Annotated in this window: 19 protein-coding genes and 1 pseudogene; 9 read left to right on the plus strand and 11 right to left on the minus strand. The window is 70.4% G+C overall.

Annotated features, from left to right (window positions below; translation table 11 throughout):
- Positions 1 to 78 precede the first annotated feature (78 nt).
- Entirely contained in the window at positions 79 to 1434 is a 1356-nt protein-coding gene (locus ACLBYE_RS22820) for an MFS transporter (protein ID WP_020090743.1), read from the minus strand.
- 98 nt (positions 1435 to 1532) lie between these two features.
- The gene (kdgD, locus tag ACLBYE_RS22825; protein WP_447695915.1) at positions 1533 to 2447 is read right to left on the minus strand and encodes a 5-dehydro-4-deoxyglucarate dehydratase; all 915 of its coding nucleotides are present in this window, start codon (positions 2445 to 2447) and stop codon (positions 1533 to 1535) included.
- Between the two features lie 107 nt (positions 2448 to 2554).
- Between kdgD and ACLBYE_RS22830 the strand changes: the two genes are divergently transcribed.
- Positions 2555 to 3457, plus strand: coding sequence for a LysR family transcriptional regulator (locus ACLBYE_RS22830; protein WP_447695916.1), 903 nt, complete (start codon positions 2555 to 2557; stop codon positions 3455 to 3457).
- Positions 3458 to 3565: 108 nt separating this feature from the next.
- Positions 3566 to 3853: an MTH1187 family thiamine-binding protein gene (locus ACLBYE_RS22835; RefSeq protein ID WP_447695917.1), complete on the plus strand. Its 288-nt coding sequence runs from the start codon at positions 3566 to 3568 to the stop codon at positions 3851 to 3853.
- Between the two features lie 413 nt (positions 3854 to 4266).
- Here the strand turns inward: ACLBYE_RS22835 and ACLBYE_RS22840 are convergent, their stop codons facing one another.
- A complete protein-coding gene (locus ACLBYE_RS22840) occupies positions 4267 to 4440 on the minus strand; it encodes a metallothionein (protein ID WP_020090747.1) in 174 nt (57 codons plus the stop codon).
- 156 nt (positions 4441 to 4596) lie between these two features.
- On the opposite strand from ACLBYE_RS22840, the gene ACLBYE_RS22845 reads away from it, so the two are divergent.
- On the plus strand, positions 4597 to 6915 hold the full coding sequence (locus ACLBYE_RS22845; protein WP_447695918.1) for an FdhF/YdeP family oxidoreductase: 2319 nt from the start codon (positions 4597 to 4599) through the stop codon (positions 6913 to 6915).
- Between the two features lie 45 nt (positions 6916 to 6960).
- A complete protein-coding gene (locus ACLBYE_RS22850) occupies positions 6961 to 8331 on the plus strand; it encodes a pentapeptide repeat-containing protein (RefSeq protein WP_447695919.1) in 1371 nt (456 codons plus the stop codon).
- Between the two features lie 21 nt (positions 8332 to 8352).
- On the opposite strand, the gene ACLBYE_RS22855 is transcribed toward ACLBYE_RS22850, so the two are convergent.
- Together ACLBYE_RS22855 and selA are read right to left on the minus strand one after the other, a co-directional pair.
- A complete protein-coding gene (locus ACLBYE_RS22855) occupies positions 8353 to 8823 on the minus strand; it encodes a MarR family winged helix-turn-helix transcriptional regulator (RefSeq protein WP_447695920.1) in 471 nt (156 codons plus the stop codon).
- Between the two features lie 114 nt (positions 8824 to 8937).
- The gene (gene selA, locus ACLBYE_RS22860) at positions 8938 to 10401 is read right to left on the minus strand and encodes an L-seryl-tRNA(Sec) selenium transferase (protein ID WP_447695921.1); all 1464 of its coding nucleotides are present in this window, start codon (positions 10399 to 10401) and stop codon (positions 8938 to 8940) included.
- 190 nt (positions 10402 to 10591) lie between these two features.
- Between selA and ACLBYE_RS22865 the strand changes: the two genes are divergently transcribed.
- The 3 genes from ACLBYE_RS22865 (at position 10592) to ACLBYE_RS22875 (ending at position 14085) form a co-directional block, all read left to right on the plus strand.
- Positions 10592 to 12022 (plus strand): mannose-1-phosphate guanylyltransferase/mannose-6-phosphate isomerase, encoded by a 1431-nt coding sequence (locus tag ACLBYE_RS22865; RefSeq protein WP_026604556.1) that lies wholly within the window; start codon positions 10592 to 10594, stop codon positions 12020 to 12022.
- Between the two features lie 125 nt (positions 12023 to 12147).
- Positions 12148 to 13161 (plus strand): SDR family oxidoreductase, encoded by a 1014-nt coding sequence (locus ACLBYE_RS22870; protein WP_447695922.1) that lies wholly within the window; start codon positions 12148 to 12150, stop codon positions 13159 to 13161.
- The gene (locus tag ACLBYE_RS22875) at positions 13162 to 14085 is read left to right on the plus strand and encodes an alpha/beta fold hydrolase (RefSeq protein WP_447695923.1); all 924 of its coding nucleotides are present in this window, start codon (positions 13162 to 13164) and stop codon (positions 14083 to 14085) included. It abuts the gene before it with no gap.
- 36 nt (positions 14086 to 14121) lie between these two features.
- On the opposite strand, the gene ACLBYE_RS22880 is transcribed toward ACLBYE_RS22875, so the two are convergent.
- A complete protein-coding gene (locus tag ACLBYE_RS22880; protein ID WP_447695924.1) occupies positions 14122 to 15084 on the minus strand; it encodes a phytanoyl-CoA dioxygenase family protein in 963 nt (320 codons plus the stop codon).
- A 436-nt stretch (positions 15085 to 15520) separates the two neighbouring features.
- On the opposite strand from ACLBYE_RS22880, the gene ACLBYE_RS22885 reads away from it, so the two are divergent.
- A complete protein-coding gene (locus ACLBYE_RS22885) occupies positions 15521 to 15766 on the plus strand; it encodes a GCG_CRPN prefix-to-repeats domain-containing protein (protein WP_049961877.1) in 246 nt (81 codons plus the stop codon).
- A 222-nt stretch (positions 15767 to 15988) separates the two neighbouring features.
- Here the strand turns inward: ACLBYE_RS22885 and ACLBYE_RS22890 are convergent, their stop codons facing one another.
- The 4 genes from ACLBYE_RS22890 to ACLBYE_RS22905 all read right to left on the minus strand — a co-directional run bounded on the left by ACLBYE_RS22890 (position 15989) and on the right by ACLBYE_RS22905 (position 17316).
- Positions 15989 to 16117, minus strand: coding sequence for a hypothetical protein (locus ACLBYE_RS22890; RefSeq protein WP_447695925.1), 129 nt, complete (start codon positions 16115 to 16117; stop codon positions 15989 to 15991).
- A gap of 95 nt (positions 16118 to 16212) precedes the next feature.
- Positions 16213 to 16452, minus strand: coding sequence for a hypothetical protein (locus ACLBYE_RS22895; RefSeq protein ID WP_447695926.1), 240 nt, complete (start codon positions 16450 to 16452; stop codon positions 16213 to 16215).
- Positions 16453 to 16606: 154 nt separating this feature from the next.
- Complete coding sequence (locus tag ACLBYE_RS22900; RefSeq protein ID WP_447695927.1) at positions 16607 to 16915, minus strand: hypothetical protein; 309 nt, start codon at positions 16913 to 16915, stop codon at positions 16607 to 16609.
- A gap of 77 nt (positions 16916 to 16992) precedes the next feature.
- Positions 16993 to 17316 (minus strand): hypothetical protein, encoded by a 324-nt coding sequence (locus ACLBYE_RS22905; protein WP_447695928.1) that lies wholly within the window; start codon positions 17314 to 17316, stop codon positions 16993 to 16995.
- 449 nt (positions 17317 to 17765) lie between these two features.
- On the opposite strand from ACLBYE_RS22905, the gene ACLBYE_RS22910 reads away from it, so the two are divergent.
- Positions 17766 to 18971 carry a tyrosine-type recombinase/integrase gene (locus ACLBYE_RS22910; protein WP_447695929.1) on the plus strand — a complete coding sequence of 402 codons (1206 nt, stop codon included), beginning with the start codon at positions 17766 to 17768 and terminating at the stop codon, positions 18969 to 18971.
- A 309-nt stretch (positions 18972 to 19280) separates the two neighbouring features.
- Here the strand turns inward: ACLBYE_RS22910 and ACLBYE_RS22915 are convergent.
- Positions 19281 to 19391: pseudogene (locus tag ACLBYE_RS22915) on the minus strand (IS630 family transposase); the annotation flags it as partial.

Raw genomic sequence — 19391 nt, forward strand, 5'->3', positions numbered from 1 at the left:
CCCCCGGGCGGGCCGGGGCGGGGCGGGGGGGGGGACCGTGGGGGGGCCGGCCCGGCCGGGCCCGGTCCGGCGTGCGGGTCAGTGGGCCTTGAGCTCGACGCGGCGGATCTCGCCGACCACCACGAGGTAGCAGAAGCAGGCGACGAGGGCGTTCAGGCCGACGAAGACCAGGGCGCCGTTGAACGAGCCCGTGCTCTGGACGATGTAGCCGATCGCGATCGGCGTGGTGATGCCGGCGGTGTTGCCGAAGGTGTTGAACAGGCCGCCCGAGAGGCCGCCGCTCTCCCGGGGCGAGGTGTCGGCGACGACCGCCCAGCCGAGCGCGCCGATGCCCTTGCCGAAGAAGGCCAGCGCCATCAGGCCGACCACCAGGGCGTCCGCCTGGACGTAGTTGCAGCCGATGATGCTCATCGACAGCAGCATGCCGCCGACGATCGGGATCTTGCGGGCCGCCGTCAGCGAGAAGCCGCGGCGCAGGAGCAGGTCGGAGATCACGCCCCCGAGGATGCCGCCGATGAAGCCGCACAGCGCCGGCAGCACCGCCGCGAAGCCGGCCTGCAGGATCGACAGGCCGCGCTCCTTGACGAGGTAGACCGGGAACCACGTCAGGAAGAAGTAGGTCAGCACCGTGATGCAGTACTGGCCGATATAGATGCCGAGCAGCATCCGGTTGGCGAGCAGCTGGCGCAGCGTCCGGCCGGCATCGCCCTGCTTGCTCCGGCTCTGGCCGTCCATGTCGAGCAGGGCGCCGCCGGCCTCGATGTAGTCCCGCTCCGCCTGGTTCATCGACGGGTGGTTCTTCGGGCTGTCGACCACGCGCAGCCAGAGGACCGCGAAGGCGATGCCGAGCAGGCCCATGCTGGTGAAAACGTGGTGCCAGCCGAAATTGTGGACGATCCACGCCATCAGCGGCGTGAACAGCACCGTGGCGAAGTACTGCGCCGAGTTGAAGAACGCCGAGGCCATGCCGCGCTCGCGGGTCGGGAACCACGCGGCGACGATCCGGGCGTTGGCGGGGAAGACCGGTGCCTCGGTGAGGCCGACGGCGAGCCGCAGGGCGAAGAGCAGCACCACGGCGGTCAGGCCGGTGAAGAAGCCGACGGCGCCCTGGACCAGGGTGAAGGCCGACCAGAGGGCGACGGCGGCGGCGTAGACCCACTTGACGCTGTAGCGGTCGAGGAGCCAGCCGCCCGGGATCTGGGCGAGGACGTAGGACCACGCGAAGGCCGAGAAGACGTAGCCCATCTGGACCGGCGAGAGGCCGAGTTCCTTGGCCATGTCGGGGCCGGCGATCGAGATGGTCGCGCGGTCGGCGTAGTTGATGGTGGTCGCGGCGAACAGCATCGCGACGATCAGCAGGCGGACGCGGGTGCGGCGACCCGCGTCGGCGGCGGCGAGCAGGGTGCTCGGCGCGCCGGTCGAACTGGCACTCATGGACGTTCTCCCAGGCTCGTCGCCGCCCGGTTGATCCGGGAGGCGGGTCGTGGCCGCCGTTGGCTCGGCGGGTCTGTCTTGGGTGTCGAGGCGGGGGCTCAGCGGCGGTCGCCGATCAGGACCGTCAGCTCGGCGCGCTCGGCCGCGTCGAGCTCGGTCAGCGGCGGCCGGACCGGGCCGGCGTGGCGGCCGACGGCGCTCATGCCCGCCTTGACGATCGAGACCGCGTAGCCGCGCTTGCGGTTGCGGATCGCGATGTAGGGGAGGACGAAGTCGCGCAGCTCCCGGTAGACCGCGTCGCGGTCCCGGCGGCGGACGCTGTCGTAGAAGGACAGCGCCCATTCGGGCAGGAAGTTGAAGATCGCCGAGGAGTAGGTGGTGACGCCCATCTCCAGGTACGGCAGCGCGAAGGTCTCGGCCGTGGGCAGGCCGCCGACATAGGTCAGGCGGTCGCCCAGAGCGGCGTAGACCCGGGTCATCAGCTCGACGTCGCCGACGCCGTCCTTGAAGCCGACGAGGTTGGGGCAGCGCTCGCACAGGCCGGCGAGCGTCTGCTCGTTGAGCTGGGCGTTGGCGCGGTTGTAGACGATGACGCCGAGGGAGGTCGCGCGGCAGACCGCCTCGATATGGGCGGCGAGACCGGCCTGCTCGGAACCGACGAGGTAGGGCGGCAGCAGCAGGATCCCGTCCGCGCCGGCAGCCTCGGCGGCCCGGGCCATCTCGACCGCCAGGGCGGTGCCCTGGCCGGCGGGGGCGATGACCGGGGTCCGGCCGCGGGTCTCCTCGACGGCGGCGCGCAGGACGCGGTCGATCTCGGTGGGCGTCAGCGAGAAGAACTCGCCGGTGCCGCCGGCGGCGAACAGGCCCGACACCCTGTAGTCGGCCAGCCGCCCGAGATTGTCCCGGTAGGCGGTCTCGTCGAAGCTGAGATCGTCGCGGAAATGCGTGACCGGGAAGGACAGCAGGCCGGAGCCCAGCACGCGCGCCATCTCGGCCGGGGTCATGCTCGCCATCGATTCTCTCCCTGGAACGCACCGTTCGGTGTCGTGTCCGGGGTTAGGCGCCGGCGTTAAATGCGTCCAACGTTGATTTTGGCTGGATTATCCCGGATCCTGCATCAATGTTCGATCTCGGCCATGCCCGCAGCTTCGTCGCCGTCGCCGAGGAGATGCATTTCGGCCGGGCCGCGGCCCGGCTGCACCTGACCCAGTCCCCCCTGTCGCGGCAGATCCAGATGCTTGAGCAGACGCTGGGCGTGACGCTGCTGGAGCGGACCACGCGCGCGGTGCGCCTGACCCCGGCGGGCCGCACCTTCCTGGCCGAGGCCTACCGGGTGCTGGCGGCGGCCGAGAACGCCGCGCGCATCACGCGCCGCGCCGCGCGGGGCGAGAGCGGGGTGCTGCGCCTCAGCTTCACCGCCGCCTCGGCCTACCGGACGCTGCCGCAGGTCGTCGCCCATGTCCGCCGGACGCTGCCCGAGGTCGACCTCGTGCTGGAGGAGATGGTCTCGGACGAGCAGATCCTGGCGCTGGGCGAGAACCGCACCGATCTCGCGATCCTGCGGCCGGCCCCGGTCCTGCAGGATCCGAAATCCGCGATCGCCACCGCGCCGCTGGCGCGCGAGCGGCTCCTGCTCGCGGTGCCGCGCGGGCACCGCCTCGCGGCGGCGCGCGCCCCGACCCTGCAGGACCTCGACGGCGAGGCCTTCGTGACCTGGTCACCCCGGGGCGGGCGCTACTTCATCGACCTGCTCGACCGTCTGTTCGAGGCCGGGGGCGTGCAGCCCCGGATCGTGCAGCGGGTGAACCAGGTCCACGCGATGCTGGCCCTCGTCGGCGCCGGCATCGGCGTCGCGCTGGTTCCGGGCAGCGCCCGGGGCAACAGCATGGCCGACATCCGGCTCCGGCCGATCGCCCTGCCGGCCACGATCGGGCCGGAGCTGTGGCTCGCGTGGCGCAGCGACAACGCCAATCCCTGCCTGCCCTCGGTGCGGGCCGCGGCGCTGGAGACCGGCGAGGCGTGACCCCGGCACCGGCCTGGAAAGTCGGTGCGGCCGGCGATAGGCTGCCGGCTCGCTCCGCTTCCGGTCGCGCTGCCGGCCGGGGCCCCCCTCCCGGATCAGGCAGGCACCATGAGAGTTTCGGCCGACCTCTGCATCGTGCCGATGGGCGTCGGCCCGTCGGTCTCGCCCTACGTCCGCGAGATCAAGGGGATCATCGAGTCGAGCGGGCTCACCGCCACGATGCATCCCAACGGCACGAACATCGAGGGCGAGCTGTCGGAGATCTGCGCGCTGGCGGAACGGTGCGAGGCGAAGCTCGCCGAGCTCGGCGTCCAGCGGACCTTCTTCACGCTGATCTTCTCGACGCGCCGCGACAAGGACCAGTCGATGGCCGACAAGCTCGCCGCGGTCTCCTGACCGCGCGCCCATCGCCCGCCATCCCGGGGGCGCGCCGCGGAGCCGGTGATGCAGTGCCGGGGTCGGCAGGTCTCACACCGACGGAGCGTCGCGATTCCGGGCCCGCCTTCGGCGCCCCGAAACGAGAGCGCCTGACTCTCTGGGAGGCCTGATCTCACCGAGGTCGGGACGGCGACGATCGCGGAGCCTGTCCCGAGCGAGGCGCGGGTCCCCTCTCCCGTGCGGGAGAGGGACAGGGTGAGGGATCAGGTCTGTCCGAACGCAGCGCACTCTGACCGAGCCGCGATGGCGTGCGATCCGGAAACGTCGTGCCCCTCACCCCAACCCTGTCCCGGACGGGAGAGGGGGCGCGTCGCGACTGTCTCGACCGGAGACGCGTCCTCCGGACCGTCGCGACGCGGCCGGGAAAAGCCCTAGCCGTGGCAGGCGCAGCCGGCGTGCTCGCAGCCGGCGTGATCCTTGTGGCCGTTCGCGCAGTCGTCGCAGCAATAGGCCTTGCCGTCCCGCGACACGGCCTTGGCGACCGGGATCACGCAGACGCAGTCCTGGCAGGCGCACTTCACCATCTCGACGTCGACGCTGGCCATGATTTCCTCCTCCGGCGGGACAGTCCGCGTGTCGACGTTAGAGCCGCGGCGGCGGCGAGGAAACCCTTCTCCGGGCGCGGTGACGCGCCCGTGATCCCATTCGCCCGCTCGCGCGTTCCCCCGGTCCGGTGCTCGCTGCGCCGGGTGGAGGGCGCCATGGCCGATCAGAACACCGACGACGTCCGGATCGAGCCCTATGACGGGCCTGCGGGCGGCTGGGGCTCGGCCCGCTCCCTCGTCGAGATCCTGACCCGCGAGGGCGTGCCGGTCACCGGCTCGGCGATGCTGCTCAAGCAGAACAAGCCGGACGGCTACATGTGCACCTCCTGCGCCTGGGCGAAGCCCGCCAAGCCGCTGGCGTTCGAGTATTGCGAGAACGGCGCCAAGGCGACCGCCTGGGAGCAGACGCGCCGCCGCGCGACGCCGGACCTCTTCGCCGCGCACACGGTGACGGAGCTTCTCGGCTGGAGCGACTACGCCTTGGAGGAGCAGGGCCGCCTGACCCACCCGATGCGCTACGACCCGGCGACGGACCGCTACCGGCCCGTCGCCTGGGCGGAGGCCCTGGCCGAGATCGGCCGGGAGCTGAAGGAGCTGCGCGCGCAGGACCCGCGGTCGGTGGTGTTCTACGCCTCCGGCCGGGCGTCGCTGGAGACGAGCTACCTGTGGGCGCTGCTCGCGCGGCTCTACGGCAACAACAACCTGCCGGACTCCTCGAACATGTGCCACGAGCCGACCTCGGTGGCGCTGCCGCAGTCGATCGGCGCGCCGGTCGGCACGGTGCTGCTGGAGGATTTCGAGACCACGGACCTGATCTTCTTCTTCGGCCAGAACGTCGGGTCGAACTCGCCGCGGATGCTGCACCCGCTCCAGGAGGCGCGGCGCCGGGGCGCGCAGATCATCACCTTCAACCCGCTGCGCGAGCGCGGGCTGGAGCGCTTCACCGACCCGCAATCGCCCGTGGAGATGCTCACCCGCTCGTCCACGAAGATCTCGACGCAGTACCACCAGGTGAAGGCCGGCGGCGACCTCGCGGCGCTCACCGGCCTGTGCAAGGCGCTGATCGCCCTCGACCGGGCCGCGGAGGCCGCCGGCCGGCCGCGGGTGCTCGACCACGCCTTCATCGCTGAGCACACCCATGGCTTCGAGGCCTTCGTCGCCTTCTGTGACGGTCAGGACTGGGCGGCGCTGGAGCGGCGCTCCGGCCTCACCCGGATCGCCCTGGAGGCCGCCGCCGGGGTCTACGCCCGCGCGAAGGCGGTGATCGGCATCTACGGGATGGGCCTGACCCAGCACCGCAAGGGCACCGAGACCGTCCGGATGCTCGTGAACCTGCTGCTGCTGCGCGGCAATATCGGGAAGCCCGGCGCCGGGATCTGCCCGGTGCGGGGCCACTCGAACGTGCAGGGCCAGCGCACCGTCGGCATCACCGAGAAGCCGGAGCTGGCGCCGCTGGACAAGCTGCGGGAGCTCTACGATTTCGAGCCGCCGCGGGAGAAGGGCCTCAACACCGTCGAGACCTGCGAGGGCGTCCTCGACGGGCGCGTGAAGGCGTTCATCGGGCTCGGCGGCAACTTCCTGCGGGCCGTGCCCGACACCGCCCGGATGGAACCGGCCTGGCGGCGGCAGCGGCTCACCGTGCAGATCTCGACCAAGCTCAACCGCTCGCACCTCGTGAACGGCGCCGTCGCTTACATCCTGCCCTGCCTGGGCCGGATCGAGATCGACCAGCAGGCGACCGGCCGGCAGGCGGTGTCGATGGAGGACTCCACCGCGCGCTTCCACGGATCCCGGGGCGTGGCCGACCCGGTCGGGCCGCACCTGCGCTCCGAGCCCTGGATCGTGGCGGAGATCGCCAAGGCGACCCTGCCGCCCAATCCGCGGATCGACTGGGATGCTTGGGTGGCCGATTACGGGCGGGTGCGCGACGCGATCGAGGCGACCTACCCGAGCGTGTTCCACGACCTGAACGGCCGGATGTTCCAACCCGGCGGCCTGACGAAGCCGCTGGGCGCCCGCGACCGCAAGTGGGAGACCGACACCGGCAGGGCGAATTTCGCGGTGCCCGAAGGCCTGGAGGCCGACCCGGACCTGCCCGACCGCGGCCCGGACGTGCTCGACCTGATCACGCTGCGCTCGAACGACCAGTTCAACACCACGGTCTACGGCTACGACGACCGCTTCCGCGGGGTGAAGGGCACCCGGGACGTGCTGTTCATGAACCGCCGGGACATCGCGCGACTGGGACTGAGGGACGGGATCAGCGTCGACGTGGCGACCGAGGCGGACGACCAAGTGACGCGGCGCGTCGGCGGGCTGCGGGTGATCGCCTACGACATCCCCGAGGGCAACTGCGCCGGATACTACCCGGAGTTGAACGTCCTGCTGCCGCTCTGGCACCACGACGAGCAGTCCAAGACTCCGGCCGCCAAGGCGATCACCGTGCGGGTGACGGCCGCGACCGCCGTACCCTGAGCGGAGCGTCTGGCGTCCGGTCGCGCCTTCCGGCAAGGAACGACCATGGATCAGGCGACTCCCCCCGACGCGCGGCCGGACGCCCAGGCGGATTCGCGGCTGCGCGCGCTCGTCGGCCGGATCGCCGCCGGGACGCCCCTGCGCGAGCCGGGCGCGGACCTGTCGCAGCTGCGCGCCGGGCCGGGCGCCCTCGCGACCGTGCCGGATGCCGGCCGCGGCACCGACGCCGAATCCGGCGGCCTGACGCTCGTCGGCGCCGACTTGTCCCGCGCCCGCATGGAGGAAGCCGACCTCTCCGGCGCGAACCTGCGCGGGGCGAGCCTGTCCGGCGCGGTCGGGCGCTCGACTCGCTTCACCGGGGCGATCCTGGAGGCGGCCGACCTGTCGGAGGCCGATCTCTCGGGGGCGGACTTCACCGGCATCGTCGCCGGGCAGGTGAAGTTCGCCGGGGCGATGCTGGAGGATGCCCGGTTCGGCCAGGCCGCGATGCGCTTCGCCGACCTGTCCGGCGCCCTCCTCGACGGGACCGACTTCGCCGGCGCCGATCTGTGGGGCGCGGATTTCTCCGGGGCGGACGCGGACGACACGGTCTTCCGCGGGGCACGGCTCGACGAGGCCAAGCTCGCCGACGCCAACCTGACCCACGCGGATTTCGCCGAGGCCAGCCTGACCAAAGCGAGCCTCGCCGGCTCGCGGCTGCGGGGCGCGCACTTCACCGGCGCGAAGCTCGACGGCGCCGATCTCTCGGGGGCGGATCTCTCCGACACCGACCTCGTGCGGCTCAACCTCGCCACCTGCCGGCTGCGGCACGCGCGCTTCGCCGGCGCGTGGCTCAACGGCACGCGGATGAGCGTCGAGCAGCTCGGCGGCGCGGTCGGCGAGGAGGTGGCCGGCGCCTACGACGCCGCCCAGGCGAGCTACCTCGCCCTGGAGCAGAACTGGAAGAGCATCGGCAGCCACGACGCGGCGAGCTGGGCCTACAAGCGCGGCCGCCGGATGGGCCGGTTCCATGCCGGGCAGCAGGCCCGCGCCGCCTGGTCCGACCGGGACTGGTCCGGATTCCTGCGGCACGGCTATCGCTGGACCGCCGACCGCTTCGTCGAGTGGCTGTGCGATTACGGCGAGAGCCTGTCGCGCATCGCCCGCGCCTTCGCGCTGCTGATCGTGCTGTTCGGCGGGCTCTTCGGCCTGACGGGCGGCCTGTTCATCGTGGAGGGGCCGGAGGCCGGGCCGACCTACAATCCCCTCGATCTCCTGAGCTACAGCGCGCTCAACATGATGACCGCGAACCCGCCCGAGATCGGCCTGAAGCCCACCGGCCGCGTCACCAACCTGCTGGTCGGCATCGAGGGCGGCGTCGGCATCATCCTGATGGGGCTGTACGGCTTCGTCCTCGGCAACCGCCTGCGGCGGTGACCCCGAGCGCGTCCGGGCCGCTCAGTCGTTCACGCTGAGCCGCTCGATGACGAGGCTCAGATCCTTGCGCAGGGCGCGGATCTCCGGCTCGGTGAGTTCGAGCTGGCACATCACGCTCTCGCGGACCGAGACCGCGTCGGCGCGCAGGGCGGCGCCCTCCGGCGTCAGGGCGATCTCGACCTCGCGCTCGTCCGACTGGCGCCGGGTCCGGAGCAGGAAGCCCGCGCTTTCCAGGCGCTTGAGCACCGGTGTCAGCGTGCCGGAATCGAGGCGCAGGCGCCGGCCGATCTCCGAGACCGTGACGCCGTCCTGTTCCCAGAGCACCAGCAGGACCAGATATTGCGGATAGGTCAGTCCGAGCCGCTCGAGCAGCGGCCGGTACGACTTGGTCATCCGATGCGCGGCAGCATAGAGCGCGTAGCAGAGCTGATTATCGAGAAGCAGCGGATCCGTCTCCGGATGCGCCTCAGCCGTATCGGCAATATACGCCATATCGTTTGCCCATCGCGGTCCACGCACCGCCACTCTCGACCGCGACCGCGGGTTCGTCACCATACCATAACACGGGATACCGGCGCGCAAGCTCCGGTCGTCCGGCCCGTTCTCTTAACAACCCTGTGGGGTTCGTCTCGGGGTTCGCCCCCCGTCCGCGACGGGTGGGAGCGCCGCCAGGCTGTCGAGGAAGCCGGCCTCGTCCTCGAGCGTCCGGAGATCGAGGCGGACGGCCTCGTCGCTGATCCGGCCGATCACCGGCACGGGGAGCCAGCGCAACGCCTCGGCGAGCCGCCGGCACCGCCCGCCCGCGCCGCGGCCGCCCGCCGAGGCCGGCGTCAGGACCAGGGCGGCGCTGGGCAGCGTCTCCACCGGCAGGGCGCCGGATCCGATCTGGCTGATGCACTCGGCGACCGTGACCGCGGCGCGGCCGGCGAGCCGCTCCGCCACGACGGGGGCGAGGCGCTCGGCCTGGGCGGCGATGCTGTCGCGGTCGCGGGTGAGGAGCCGCAGGGTCGGGAGCTCCGCGCGCAGCCGCTCCGGGTGCAAGTAGAGCCGCAGCACGGCCTCGAGGGCGGCGTAGGTCATCTTGTCGACGCGCAGGGCCCGCTTCAGAGGATTCTTTCGCACGCGGGCGATCAGGTCCTTCCGGCCGGCCACGATGCCGCACTGGACCGCGCCGAGCAGCTTGTCGCCGCTGAAGGTGACGACGTCGGCCCGCTCCAGGGCGGCGCGGATCGTGGGCTCGGGGGGCAGCCCGTAGGCCGCGAGGTCGACGAGGCTGCCGCTGCCGAGATCGTCCGCCAGCGGCACGCCGCGCTCCCGGCAGAGGGCGTGGAGAGCGACGGGATCGGCCGCCGCGGTGAAGCCCGCGATGGCGTAGTTGCTCGGATGCACCTTCATCACGAGGCCGGTGCGGGGCCCGAGGGCCTCCGCGTAGTCGCGCAGGTGCGTGCGGTTGGTGGTGCCGACCTCGCGCAGGCGGCAGCCGGCCCGCACCATCACGTCCGGCACCCGGAACGACCCGCCGATCTCCACGAGTTCGCCGCGGGAGACCACGACCTCCTTGCGCATGGCGAGCGCGTTCAGCACCAGCAGCACCGCGGCCGCGTTGTTGTTGACGACCACCGCGGCCTCGGCGCCGGTCAGGCGGCAGATCAGGCCCTCGACATGGTCGTCCCGCTCACCCCGGGCGCCGGTCTCGAGATCGAACTCGAGGTTGCTCGCCTGCACCATCACGGCGGCCACCGCCTCCGCGGCCGAGCGGGGCAGCAGGGCGCGGCCGAGATTGGTGTGCAGCACCGTGCCGGTCAGGTTGAAGACCGGCCGCAGCGACGGCCGGCGCTCGGCGGCGAGCCGCGCCGACGCCGCGGCCCGGATCGCCGCCGCGTCCGGGACGGGGCCGCCCCCGGAGCGGATCCCGGCCAGCACCGCCCGGATCGCGTCCGTGAAGGCCGTCCGCCCGTAGGTCTCGAGGTCCGCCGGCGGCGCGCCGCCGACGAGGCGCTCCACCGCGGGTATCCGGCGCGGGGACGGCGCCGGGTCTTCGGCCTGCGGGGTGGGGACGGGCGCGTTCATGGCAGGCCAGAGATAACCATCCCGGTGCACGGAGCCAGCCCGTCGACGCGCGGATAATGCGCGCAGGTTGTTCCGGTCCCGGCCCGACGGTAAGGGCAGATCCTGAAATCGGCGCCCGAGAGTCCATCGCACCCGCGCGGGGCGGGCTCGGCCGCGCCGACCCCGCCGAGCCCTCTCGGGAGACGTCACCATGTCCCGACCTTCGATCCAGATCCACCCGATGATCCTGTGCGGGGGGACGGGGACGCGGCTGTGGCCGGCCTCGCGGGAGAGCATGCCCAAGCAGTTCGCCCGGCTGGTCGACGCCGAGCGCTCCACCTTCCAGGCGACGCTCGCGCGGGTGTCGGACGCCACCGTCTTCGCCACGCCCACCGTCATCGCCTCGGCCGAGGCCCGCTTCATCGTCGCCGAGCAGCGCGACCAGCTCGGTCTCTCCGCCGACATCCTGCTCGAGCCGCAGGGCCGCGACTCCGCCGCCGCCGTGGCGGTCGCCGCGCTGCACGCCGCCGCCAGCGACCCGCAGGCCGTGGTGCTGATCATGGCCGCCGACCACGTCGTGCCCGACACGGCCGCCTTCGTGGACGCCGTGCGACGCGCCGCCGCCGGCGCCCAGGCCGGCTACACGATGACGCTCGGCATCGAGCCCGACCGGCCGGCCACCGATTACGGCTACATCCGCCGCGGCGAGCCGATCGCCGAGGCCCCGGGCGCGGCCCGCGTCGCCCGCTTCGTCGAGAAGCCCGACCGGGCCGGCGCCGAGGCGCTGATCACCGACGGCGCCCTGTGGAACTCGGGCTACTTCCTGTTCCGCGCCGACCTGATGCTGGCCGAGCTGGAGGCGTTCGTCCCCGAGGTGCTGGCGGCCGCGCGCGCGGCCCTGGAGGCGGCGGTGACCGACCTCGACTTCGTGCGCCTCGACGCGGCGGCCTTCGCCCAGGCGCCCAAGATCTCGATCGACTACGCGGTGATGGAGCGGACCGCCCGGGCCGGCGTGCTGCCGGTGTCGTTCGCGTGGTCGGATGTCGGCACCTGGGACGCGGTCTGGCAGGTGCTGGACCACGACGAGGCCGGCAACGCCGTGCGCGGCCGGGTGTCGCTGATCGGCACGAAGAACAGCCTCGTGCACAGCCAGGGCGAGGGCCTGACCGCGGTGGTGGGCCTGGAGGACGTGGTGGTGGTCTCGACCCCCGACGCGGTCCTGGTGGCCTCCAAGGCGCATTCGGGCAAGGTGAAGGAGCTTGTCGGCGCCCTGCGGGCGCAGGGCGCGCCGGAGGCGGACGCGCACCTGCGGATGTACCGGCCGTGGGGCTGGTACCAGCGCATCGACCTCGGCGAGCGCTTCCAGGTGAAGCGGATCCAGGTGGTGCCGGGCGGGCGGCTGTCGCTGCAGAAGCACTACCACCGGGCGGAGCACTGGGTGGTGGTGCGCGGCACCGCCGAGGTCACGATCGACGAGCGGGTGGTGCTGGTCCACGAGAACGAGGCGGTCTACCTGCCGATCGGCTCGATGCACCGGCTGGCCAACCCGGGCAAGATCCCGCTGGAGCTGATCGAGGTCCAGGTCGGCTCCTACACCGGCGAGGACGACATCATCCGCGTCGAGGACATCTACGGCCGCTGAGCGCCCGGCCGGGCAGCCTGCGACCCGATCACCCGCAGGCGCGCCCGGAACATGCGGCCGCCCCGATCGATAGCCTAGCGTGTGGCCGCTCCCGTGCGGCCGCGCCGCAGCGTCGGGGACACCGCATGAAGCACAAGCCGCTCCGCGAGCAGGTCATCGTGATTACCGGCGCCTCGTCGGGCATCGGCCTCGCCACGGCGCGGATGGCGGCCGAGCGCGGCGCCCGGGTGGTGCTGGCGGCGCGCAGCGGCGACGCCCTGGCGCGCATCCGCGCCGAGATCGAGGGCGTCGGCGGCAAGGCGATCGACGTCGTCGCCGATGTCGGCCGGCGGGCCGACGTGCAGGCCGTCGCCGACCGGGCCGAGGCGACCTTCGGCGGCTTCGACACCTGGGTGAACGTGGCCGGCGGCTCGATCTACGGCCGGCTGCGCGAGATCAGCGATGCCGACCACGAGCGCCTGATCCAGACGAATTTCTGGGGGACCGTCTACGGCTCCCTGGTGGCGACCGAGCACCTGTGCCAACACGGCGGCGCCCTCATCAACGTCGGCAGCATCGCCTCCGACCTCGCCTTCCCGTTCCAGGGCATGTACGCGGCCTCGAAACACGCCGTGAAGGGCTTCACCGACGCCCTGCGCATGGAGTTGATGGACGAGAACGCACCGATTTCGGTGACGCTGATCAAGCCGGCCTCGATCGACACCCCCCTGCCCCAGCGGGCGCGCAACTACATGGACCGCGAGCCGAGCCTGCCGCCGCCGATCTATCCGCCGGAGGAGGTGGCGAACGCCATCCTGCACGCGGCCGTCCACCCGCAGCGCGACATCTTCGTGGGCGGGGCCGGCAAGGCCTTCGTGGCCGGCAAGGAATTCGCGCCCGGCGCCTACGACTATCTCGGCCCGGCCATCATCGCGCTCCAGAAGCGCCGGAGCGCGCCCCGCAACCCGGACGGCGCCCTGCACGCGCCGGTCTCGGCGGGCGAGACGCGGGGCGACCCGCCCGTCCCGGTCATGCGGACCAGCGCCTACACCCGCGCGACCCTGCACCCCCTCACGGCGGCGGCCGGCCTCCTCGGCGTCGGCGCGGCCACGGCCGTCGCGGTGCTCGGCGCCTCGTCCGGGCGCCGGCGGCGCCTGTAAGTGGCCGTCGCGACGGAGACCCTGCCCGGCCCCGCCCGACCGGCGCGGGAGGCCGGAACCGGCCCCGAGGCCGATCCCCGGATCGTGCCGCGCCAGATCGTGTCCCTGGCCGACGACCGGACGATCGCCTACGCGGAGACCGGCACCGGGCCGGACCTCGTGGCGATCCACGGGACGCTGATGTGCCTGGAGGACGTCTGGCTCGGGTCCGTGCCGGCTCTGGCCGAGCATTTCCGCGTGGTCGCCGTCGACCGCCCGGGCCACGGCTTCAGCCGCCGGCCGCGCGGCGGCGGCGCCGACATCTGGGATCAGGCGGCGTGCATCCGGGAGGCGGTGCGGCAGCTCGGCCTGGAGCGCCCGGTCATCCTGGGCCACTCGTTCGGGGCCGCCGTCGCCCTCGCCTACGGCATGCTCCATCCGGACGAGGTGGCCGGCATCGTCGCCCTGGCGCCGATCTGCTTCCCCGAGCCGCGGCTGGAGCAGGTGCTGTTCGGGCCGCGGGCGCTGCCCTTCGGCGGCGACGCGCTGTCGGCGCTCCTGGGCGCCAGCAGCGATCGGGCGCTGCTCCCGCTCCTGTGGAACGCGATGTTCTTCCCCGAGGCGATGCCGGCGCGCTTCGCGCGGGACTTCCCCTTCGCCCTGGCGGGTCGCCCGGCGCAGATCACCGCCGAGGGCGAGGATGCGGGCTGGCTCTGGCCGGGGCTCGCGCGCAGCGTCCTCGGCTACCCGACCCTGCGCCGGCCCACCCGTATCCTGGGCGGCAGCGCCGACGTGGTGGTGAACACCGACCTGCACGGCCGGCGCGCGGCCGGCCTGATCCCCGGGGCGCGGTTCGAGTCCCTTCCGGGGGCCGGCCACATGCTGCACCACCTGCAGACCGACGCGGTCGTGCGCGCCGCTCTGGCGGTGCGGTCGGAGGCCTGACGCGCCCGGTCACGAGCCCCGCAGGCGGGGCCTCCCTCAGCGGATGAGCGCCTTGATCTGCTGCTTGGCGCCCGCCTTCAACCGGGCCAGCCCGCCGCGGGCCTGCCGCTCGCGCTCCTGCCGCAGCGTGCGCTTCTCGGCGTTCCAGGGATGCTCGTGGCGGAGCGTGTGCTCCGGCGCGCGGACCCCGAAGCCGAGGGCGTAGGCGCGCCGCGGTCCGGCGCTGAGATTCGGCCCGGCGCAGTGCAGGGTCCGGCAATCGTGGAAGGTGGCGCCGCCCGCCGGGAGCGGGCACGGGACCGCGCGCTCCACCGGAACGCCGAGGGCCTCGAGCCCGTGGATCCGCGGGTCGCCGCCGATGCTGCGATGGGGGAGGAGCGGCTCCCGGTGGCTGCCCGGGACGTAGAGCATGCAGCCGTTCTCCGGCGAGACGTCCTGCAGGGGCATCCAGACCGTGATCGCCCGGTAATTCGTGTAGGCGGCGTAGAACGCCTCGTCCTGGTGCCACGCGGTGGCGGCGCCGATCTTCGGCGGCTTGCGGATCGCGTGCTCGAAGACGAGGGCCGCGCGGCTCCCCAGAAGCTGGCGCGACATGGCCAGGGCGTTGGCCCGGAACAGGATGTCCCGGAGGAGCGGCTCGAAGCGGGACGGGTTGAGGAGCTGGGGCGAGCGCGCCTCGCTGGCGCCGCGGTCGACGTCGACGAGGTCGAACAGGCTCCCGTCCTTCCAGCCCCGCGCCTCCTCGAACAGACGGTCATAGGCGCCGCGCAGGGTGTCGAGCTCCTCGGCGGTGGTGATCGCCGGGACGGTGACGAACCCGTCGCGCCGGAACGCGGCGATCTCGTCGTCGGTCAGGATCCGCGTCGGGACGCGCGCCGCCGCGCGATTCCCCACGATCCAGCGGACGAGCCGCGACCGTGCCTCGGCCGCGCGGGCGGAGAGGCCGTTCCCGGCATCGGCGACGCCGAGCCCCAGGCGATCCGGAATCGTGACTGGCATCGCACCCTCCGCTTCGAAGTGATTCCGCGAGGATGCCCACGTCTATTCCGAGGCTTACAGTACCGATTCATAGGTATGACTGAGCGCCCCGGCCTCAGGCATTTGCCTTCAGCTTCATCATGAACCACCTCCGGTTGAGATTTCCGGTTGCAGCTCTTTCCGTGGCGGGACGCGGCTGCTGGTCGCCAGCGTCGCTCCCGCTGACGGGCGATGCCAGCGCGGGAGCGCCGCGCCGATCCATCGCATTGCTCGCATTTCCGGAACCATTTTCTTTCATGGCCGATATTTAATGCATCTCCGGGGCGTATTGGTGAGTTCCGTGGAAGATCGTGGCGATCAATACGGACCGTTTTCCCGGAGAGTGACGATGAATATTTTAACGAAAGCTGCCGCGGCCGTAGCCTTGGCGGCGCTGCCGATCTCGGCCGCGCAGGCGATGCCGGTCGTGGCCGATCCGGGCCTCGCGGCGCCGATCACGCTCGTGGCGGGGGGATGTGGGCCCGGCGCTTGGCGCGGCCCCTGGGGCCACTGCCGCAGCACGCCCTATGTCGGTCCGCTGCCCGGCGGCTGGTATCAGGTGCGCGCGGGGAATGGCTGCCCGCCCGGCTACTGGCGCGGACCGTGGGGCCATTGCCGCAACACGCCGTATCATGGACGGTTGCCGAACGGCGGCTACCGGTAGCCGCCCGCCCTCACCGTCGACGGAGGCCGGCGCCGGAGCGCTGGTGGGCGGTGAGGGACTCGGACTCCCGACCCTCTCGGTGGAATGGATTGGCGTTCCTAAGGCTTGGAGCGCAGGCACAGGGGAAAGACGGAGCGGGCCTTGGAAGGCCCTGTCGGACCTCCGTCTCCGAAGAATATCCGGAGACTGTTCCGAGCCTGTTCCTCGGATACCTCCTGCGCCTTACGCCTGACCGTCGCGCGACACGGTCTCCACAACGCCGCGCAGATGCTCCGGCAGGTGGTGGCCATAAACCTGCTCCACGACCTGCTCATTGGTACCGAGCGCTGGAGCGACCTTGCCGAACGGCACGCCCGCCCTCATGCCCCCGTCGCGAAGGTGTGGCGCAGTGCGCGCGACAGTTCAGCCAGAGCGAGTTGGTGCCCGACAATGCCTGTTTGAACGCATCAATAATAGTGACGACGAATGACCAGCGCGACGAGGGCAGCAACGGCTCCCAAGGACGCCCCGATCGGCGTGAAAAGCAAAACGACCATATAGCCGGCCGTGCCTTCGCGCTGGGTTACCTTCATAATGTCAACATACCAAGCACCGACGAGAAACCCCAGTATTCCACCCACCACTGCCCCGCAAATAACCGCACTTAGATAAACAAAAATCGAAAATAGAATGTGATTGAACGCCATCGATACACGACTCCGCCCTCGAATCAGGGCGAAGCTTCCAAAGATCCTCCTGTTCTTGCAACAGGTTCACGCTGCGATTGTGTGCTAGTGCCGACCTTCGCCTTTGCCGGCTCTATCGGTGCCTCCACAGTCGCGCCGCATCGTGGCGGGGCAGCTAGCGTCCCTTTCGCTTCAACGTCCCTTGGAACTCACACGAAGCGCCGTGCCACATCGTGCAGCCCTGCTCCTCCAGGACGACGGACCGGAAATCCGGAGCGTAGCGAGCGGTGATTCGGCAGGTTTGCCCACCTTCGGTTTTGCGGAAAACGACTGTGTCGGGTCCGGTCGGCCGCCCTTTCATCCTCACCTCACCGCCGCAGCCCTTGGTTCCCGTCGAGAACTGGGCCGTGAAGCCGGCTGCGCCCGCTGCCTTCACCTCGACGCCCTGCTCGTAGCCGTCCTCCTGGTGCTCGAAGGTGCCCACCGCCCTGGCTCCCGGGCCCGCGGCGTGCGCGACCGTGGAGACGAGCAGAGGGAGGAGGATCGCGAGCCGGCGGAGCATTACCGCACCTTATCAGATCGAGGAGAGCGATAGCCCTGGGCGGCCCGCACGATGATCGCCACGAAGCTGATGGCCAGCAAGAGGATCAGCGCCTCGTAGGCCCACGGCCCGAGCCATGACGCGGCCGCGTCCGGCATGTGACGCACGAGCGTACGCACGATGCCCGCGGCGAGCGCGATCAGCGTGACGAGGCCGAGGGCGAATTGAAGCCAGCGGGGCATGCGGCTCAGGTAGCACGCTCCGACGAGCCGGTCAGCGGGTAGCCTGCCGCTCGAACTGGCTCCCGCACTTCTTCTGACGAAGGTTATCTCCAGCGCCTCCATCTCGCCCTCGCGGGCGCGCCAGCTCGGCTCGGCGTGTCCTAGGACCGAGCCGTGGAGGCGCAGCAGCGCGGGCGCGACGGCCAGAAGATGTCCGAGGCGCTCGAGCCCTCGACCGCCGGCGGCGGCTTCACGTCCTCTCCTGCGGGCCGCGGCCTAGCCGGAACCATGGTGCCGTAAGGTGCCGTCAGAACCGCTGCTGAGGTCGGAACTTGCCGGCCTCAAATCAGCGAACAACTGAAACCATGAACAATCTTGGTGGGCGGTGAGGGACTCGAACCCCCGACCCTCTCCGTGTAAAGCCGAGAGCCGGTGTGATCATACGGCATCAACTGGCCGCATAAATCGTTATAGAACAACGGTTTCTTAGACAGACCCTCTTCCGGCTGGGATCATAAAAGCGCATTGGGAAGCATGATCGTGCTTCCCAACCGCTTCCCAGCCGAGCACCCATGCGCCTCACCAAAGCGACTATCGGAGCAGTGGAAATTCCGCCCGGGAAAACCGAGCGGATCGTTTTCGATGACGCTTTGCCAGGGTTTGGCATTCGCCTCCGCGCTGGCGGGAAGCGAACCTGGATCGTCCAGTATCGGGTTGGGACGAAACATCGCCGGGTGACACTGGCGAATGCCGCAGCCTTGGATCTAGAGGAAGCGCGCAAGCGCGCCAGGGAAATCCTCGCCAAGGTGCAGCTCGGCGGTGACCCGCAGATAGAAAAGGCCCAAGCTCGCGCGCGGGCGGCCATAACTCTATCTGGCGTAACCAACGACTACCTGCGGCTGGTCGAAACCCGCCTTAAGCCAACTTCCTACGCTGAAGCCGAACGATATCTGCGTCGCTATTTGGTCCCACTCCATGACTCGCCGGTCCACTCTGTCGGGCGCCGAGAAGTAGCAAGCTGGTTGAACGGCGTTGCTGCGCAACACGGTCCCCATGCGGCGAATCGGGGCCGGACGTGCCTATCCGCTCTTTTCACGTGGGCAATGCGCCAAGGCCTTGTGGAAACTAATCCTGTTACCTCCACCGGAAAGGCGGTTGAGGAAACCAGCCGCACGCGCGTGCTCACCGCGGGCGAAATTGCCGAGATATGGCGAGCCTGCCGAGATGATGACCACGGGCGAATCGTCAAATTGCTGCTTCTAACCGGCCAGCGGCGAAACGAAGTCGGGGGCATGCGCTGGTGCGAGATAGACAAGGCGAGCGAGGTTTGGCGCCTCCCAGCCGAACGCACCAAAAATGGCCTTCCGCACGACGTGCCGCTCTCGCGCGCCGTTCGCGAAATCCTCGAAACCGTACCACGTCGCGCAGGCCGCGAGTTTTTGTTCGGGGAATCGGCTGGATCATATCAGGGCTGGTCTCGTGCAAAAACCTCCCTCGACAAACGCATAAACGAAGCACGCATTTGGATGCATGGTAGAAACACTCAAGGTATTACCCCTTGGCGAATCCACGATTTACGACGCACCGTCGTAACCCACATGAACGAAAACCTCGGGGTTCTGCCCCATGTGGTCGAAGCCATCGTGAATCACATAACCGGACCAGCGAGAATGGGCGTAGCAAGAGTTTATAACCGAGCAACCTATGCGACGGAGAAAACCGCGGCCCTCGAAAACTGGTCTCAATACCTCCATAAAATCATCACTGCCGATATTTAGGCATGACGATCTAAACCGGCTGGATACATTAGAGGCTAGATACATTGAGCGTGAAGATTATGCCTTGTCTGATCCGATAGGATCGCGCATGCTTACTTGCGCCTCGCTCGTATGCGGGGTCTTGGAGCGAGTGTATGGCTCTGACTTACCTTGAGGGCCTGCCACCCGAAGTGGCCGCCCAAATCGTCCTCAACCGTGTGGTGGGCGCAGCCGAAGCTGCCGCCTTCTGCAACTTCTCTCTGCCGCACTGGCGCCGGCTGTACCGTGCTGGAAAAGTGCCAAGGTCCGTAAAGCTAGAGCGGTATCCGATCATATTGGATCATATGCGTCGTAGCCTCCGGCGGCGAGATAGCGGCGGCATTCGGCTGGCGTGAAGCGTCTGAAGGCTCGTCGGATCGTGTCCCAGAGGTCGCTGATCGT

The sequence above is a fragment of the Methylobacterium sp. A52T genome (genome assembly GCF_053346095.1).

Coding starts and splice junctions, on each gene's coding strand:
- ACLBYE_RS22845 (WP_447695918.1), top strand. CDS start 4,597: ATGGCCGATCAGAACACCGACGACGTCCGGATCGAGCCCTATGACGGG.
- ACLBYE_RS22840 (WP_020090747.1), bottom strand. CDS start 4,440: ATGGCCAGCGTCGACGTCGAGATGGTGAAGTGCGCCTGCCAGGACTGC.
- ACLBYE_RS22885 (WP_049961877.1), top strand. CDS start 15,521: ATGCCGGTCGTGGCCGATCCGGGCCTCGCGGCGCCGATCACGCTCGTG.
- ACLBYE_RS22880 (WP_447695924.1), bottom strand. CDS start 15,084: ATGCCAGTCACGATTCCGGATCGCCTGGGGCTCGGCGTCGCCGATGCC.
- ACLBYE_RS22910 (WP_447695929.1), top strand. CDS start 17,766: ATGCGCCTCACCAAAGCGACTATCGGAGCAGTGGAAATTCCGCCCGGG.
- ACLBYE_RS22870 (WP_447695922.1), top strand. CDS start 12,148: ATGAAGCACAAGCCGCTCCGCGAGCAGGTCATCGTGATTACCGGCGCC.
- ACLBYE_RS22820 (WP_020090743.1), bottom strand. CDS start 1,434: ATGAGTGCCAGTTCGACCGGCGCGCCGAGCACCCTGCTCGCCGCCGCC.
- ACLBYE_RS22850 (WP_447695919.1), top strand. CDS start 6,961: ATGGATCAGGCGACTCCCCCCGACGCGCGGCCGGACGCCCAGGCGGAT.
- ACLBYE_RS22835 (WP_447695917.1), top strand. CDS start 3,566: ATGAGAGTTTCGGCCGACCTCTGCATCGTGCCGATGGGCGTCGGCCCG.
- ACLBYE_RS22855 (WP_447695920.1), bottom strand. CDS start 8,823: ATGGCGTATATTGCCGATACGGCTGAGGCGCATCCGGAGACGGATCCG.
- ACLBYE_RS22905 (WP_447695928.1), bottom strand. CDS start 17,316: ATGGAGGCGCTGGAGATAACCTTCGTCAGAAGAAGTGCGGGAGCCAGT.
- ACLBYE_RS22830 (WP_447695916.1), top strand. CDS start 2,555: ATGTTCGATCTCGGCCATGCCCGCAGCTTCGTCGCCGTCGCCGAGGAG.
- selA (WP_447695921.1), bottom strand. CDS start 10,401: ATGAACGCGCCCGTCCCCACCCCGCAGGCCGAAGACCCGGCGCCGTCC.
- kdgD (WP_447695915.1), bottom strand. CDS start 2,447: ATGGCGAGCATGACCCCGGCCGAGATGGCGCGCGTGCTGGGCTCCGGC.
- ACLBYE_RS22895 (WP_447695926.1), bottom strand. CDS start 16,452: ATGGCGTTCAATCACATTCTATTTTCGATTTTTGTTTATCTAAGTGCG.
- ACLBYE_RS22865 (WP_026604556.1), top strand. CDS start 10,592: ATGTCCCGACCTTCGATCCAGATCCACCCGATGATCCTGTGCGGGGGG.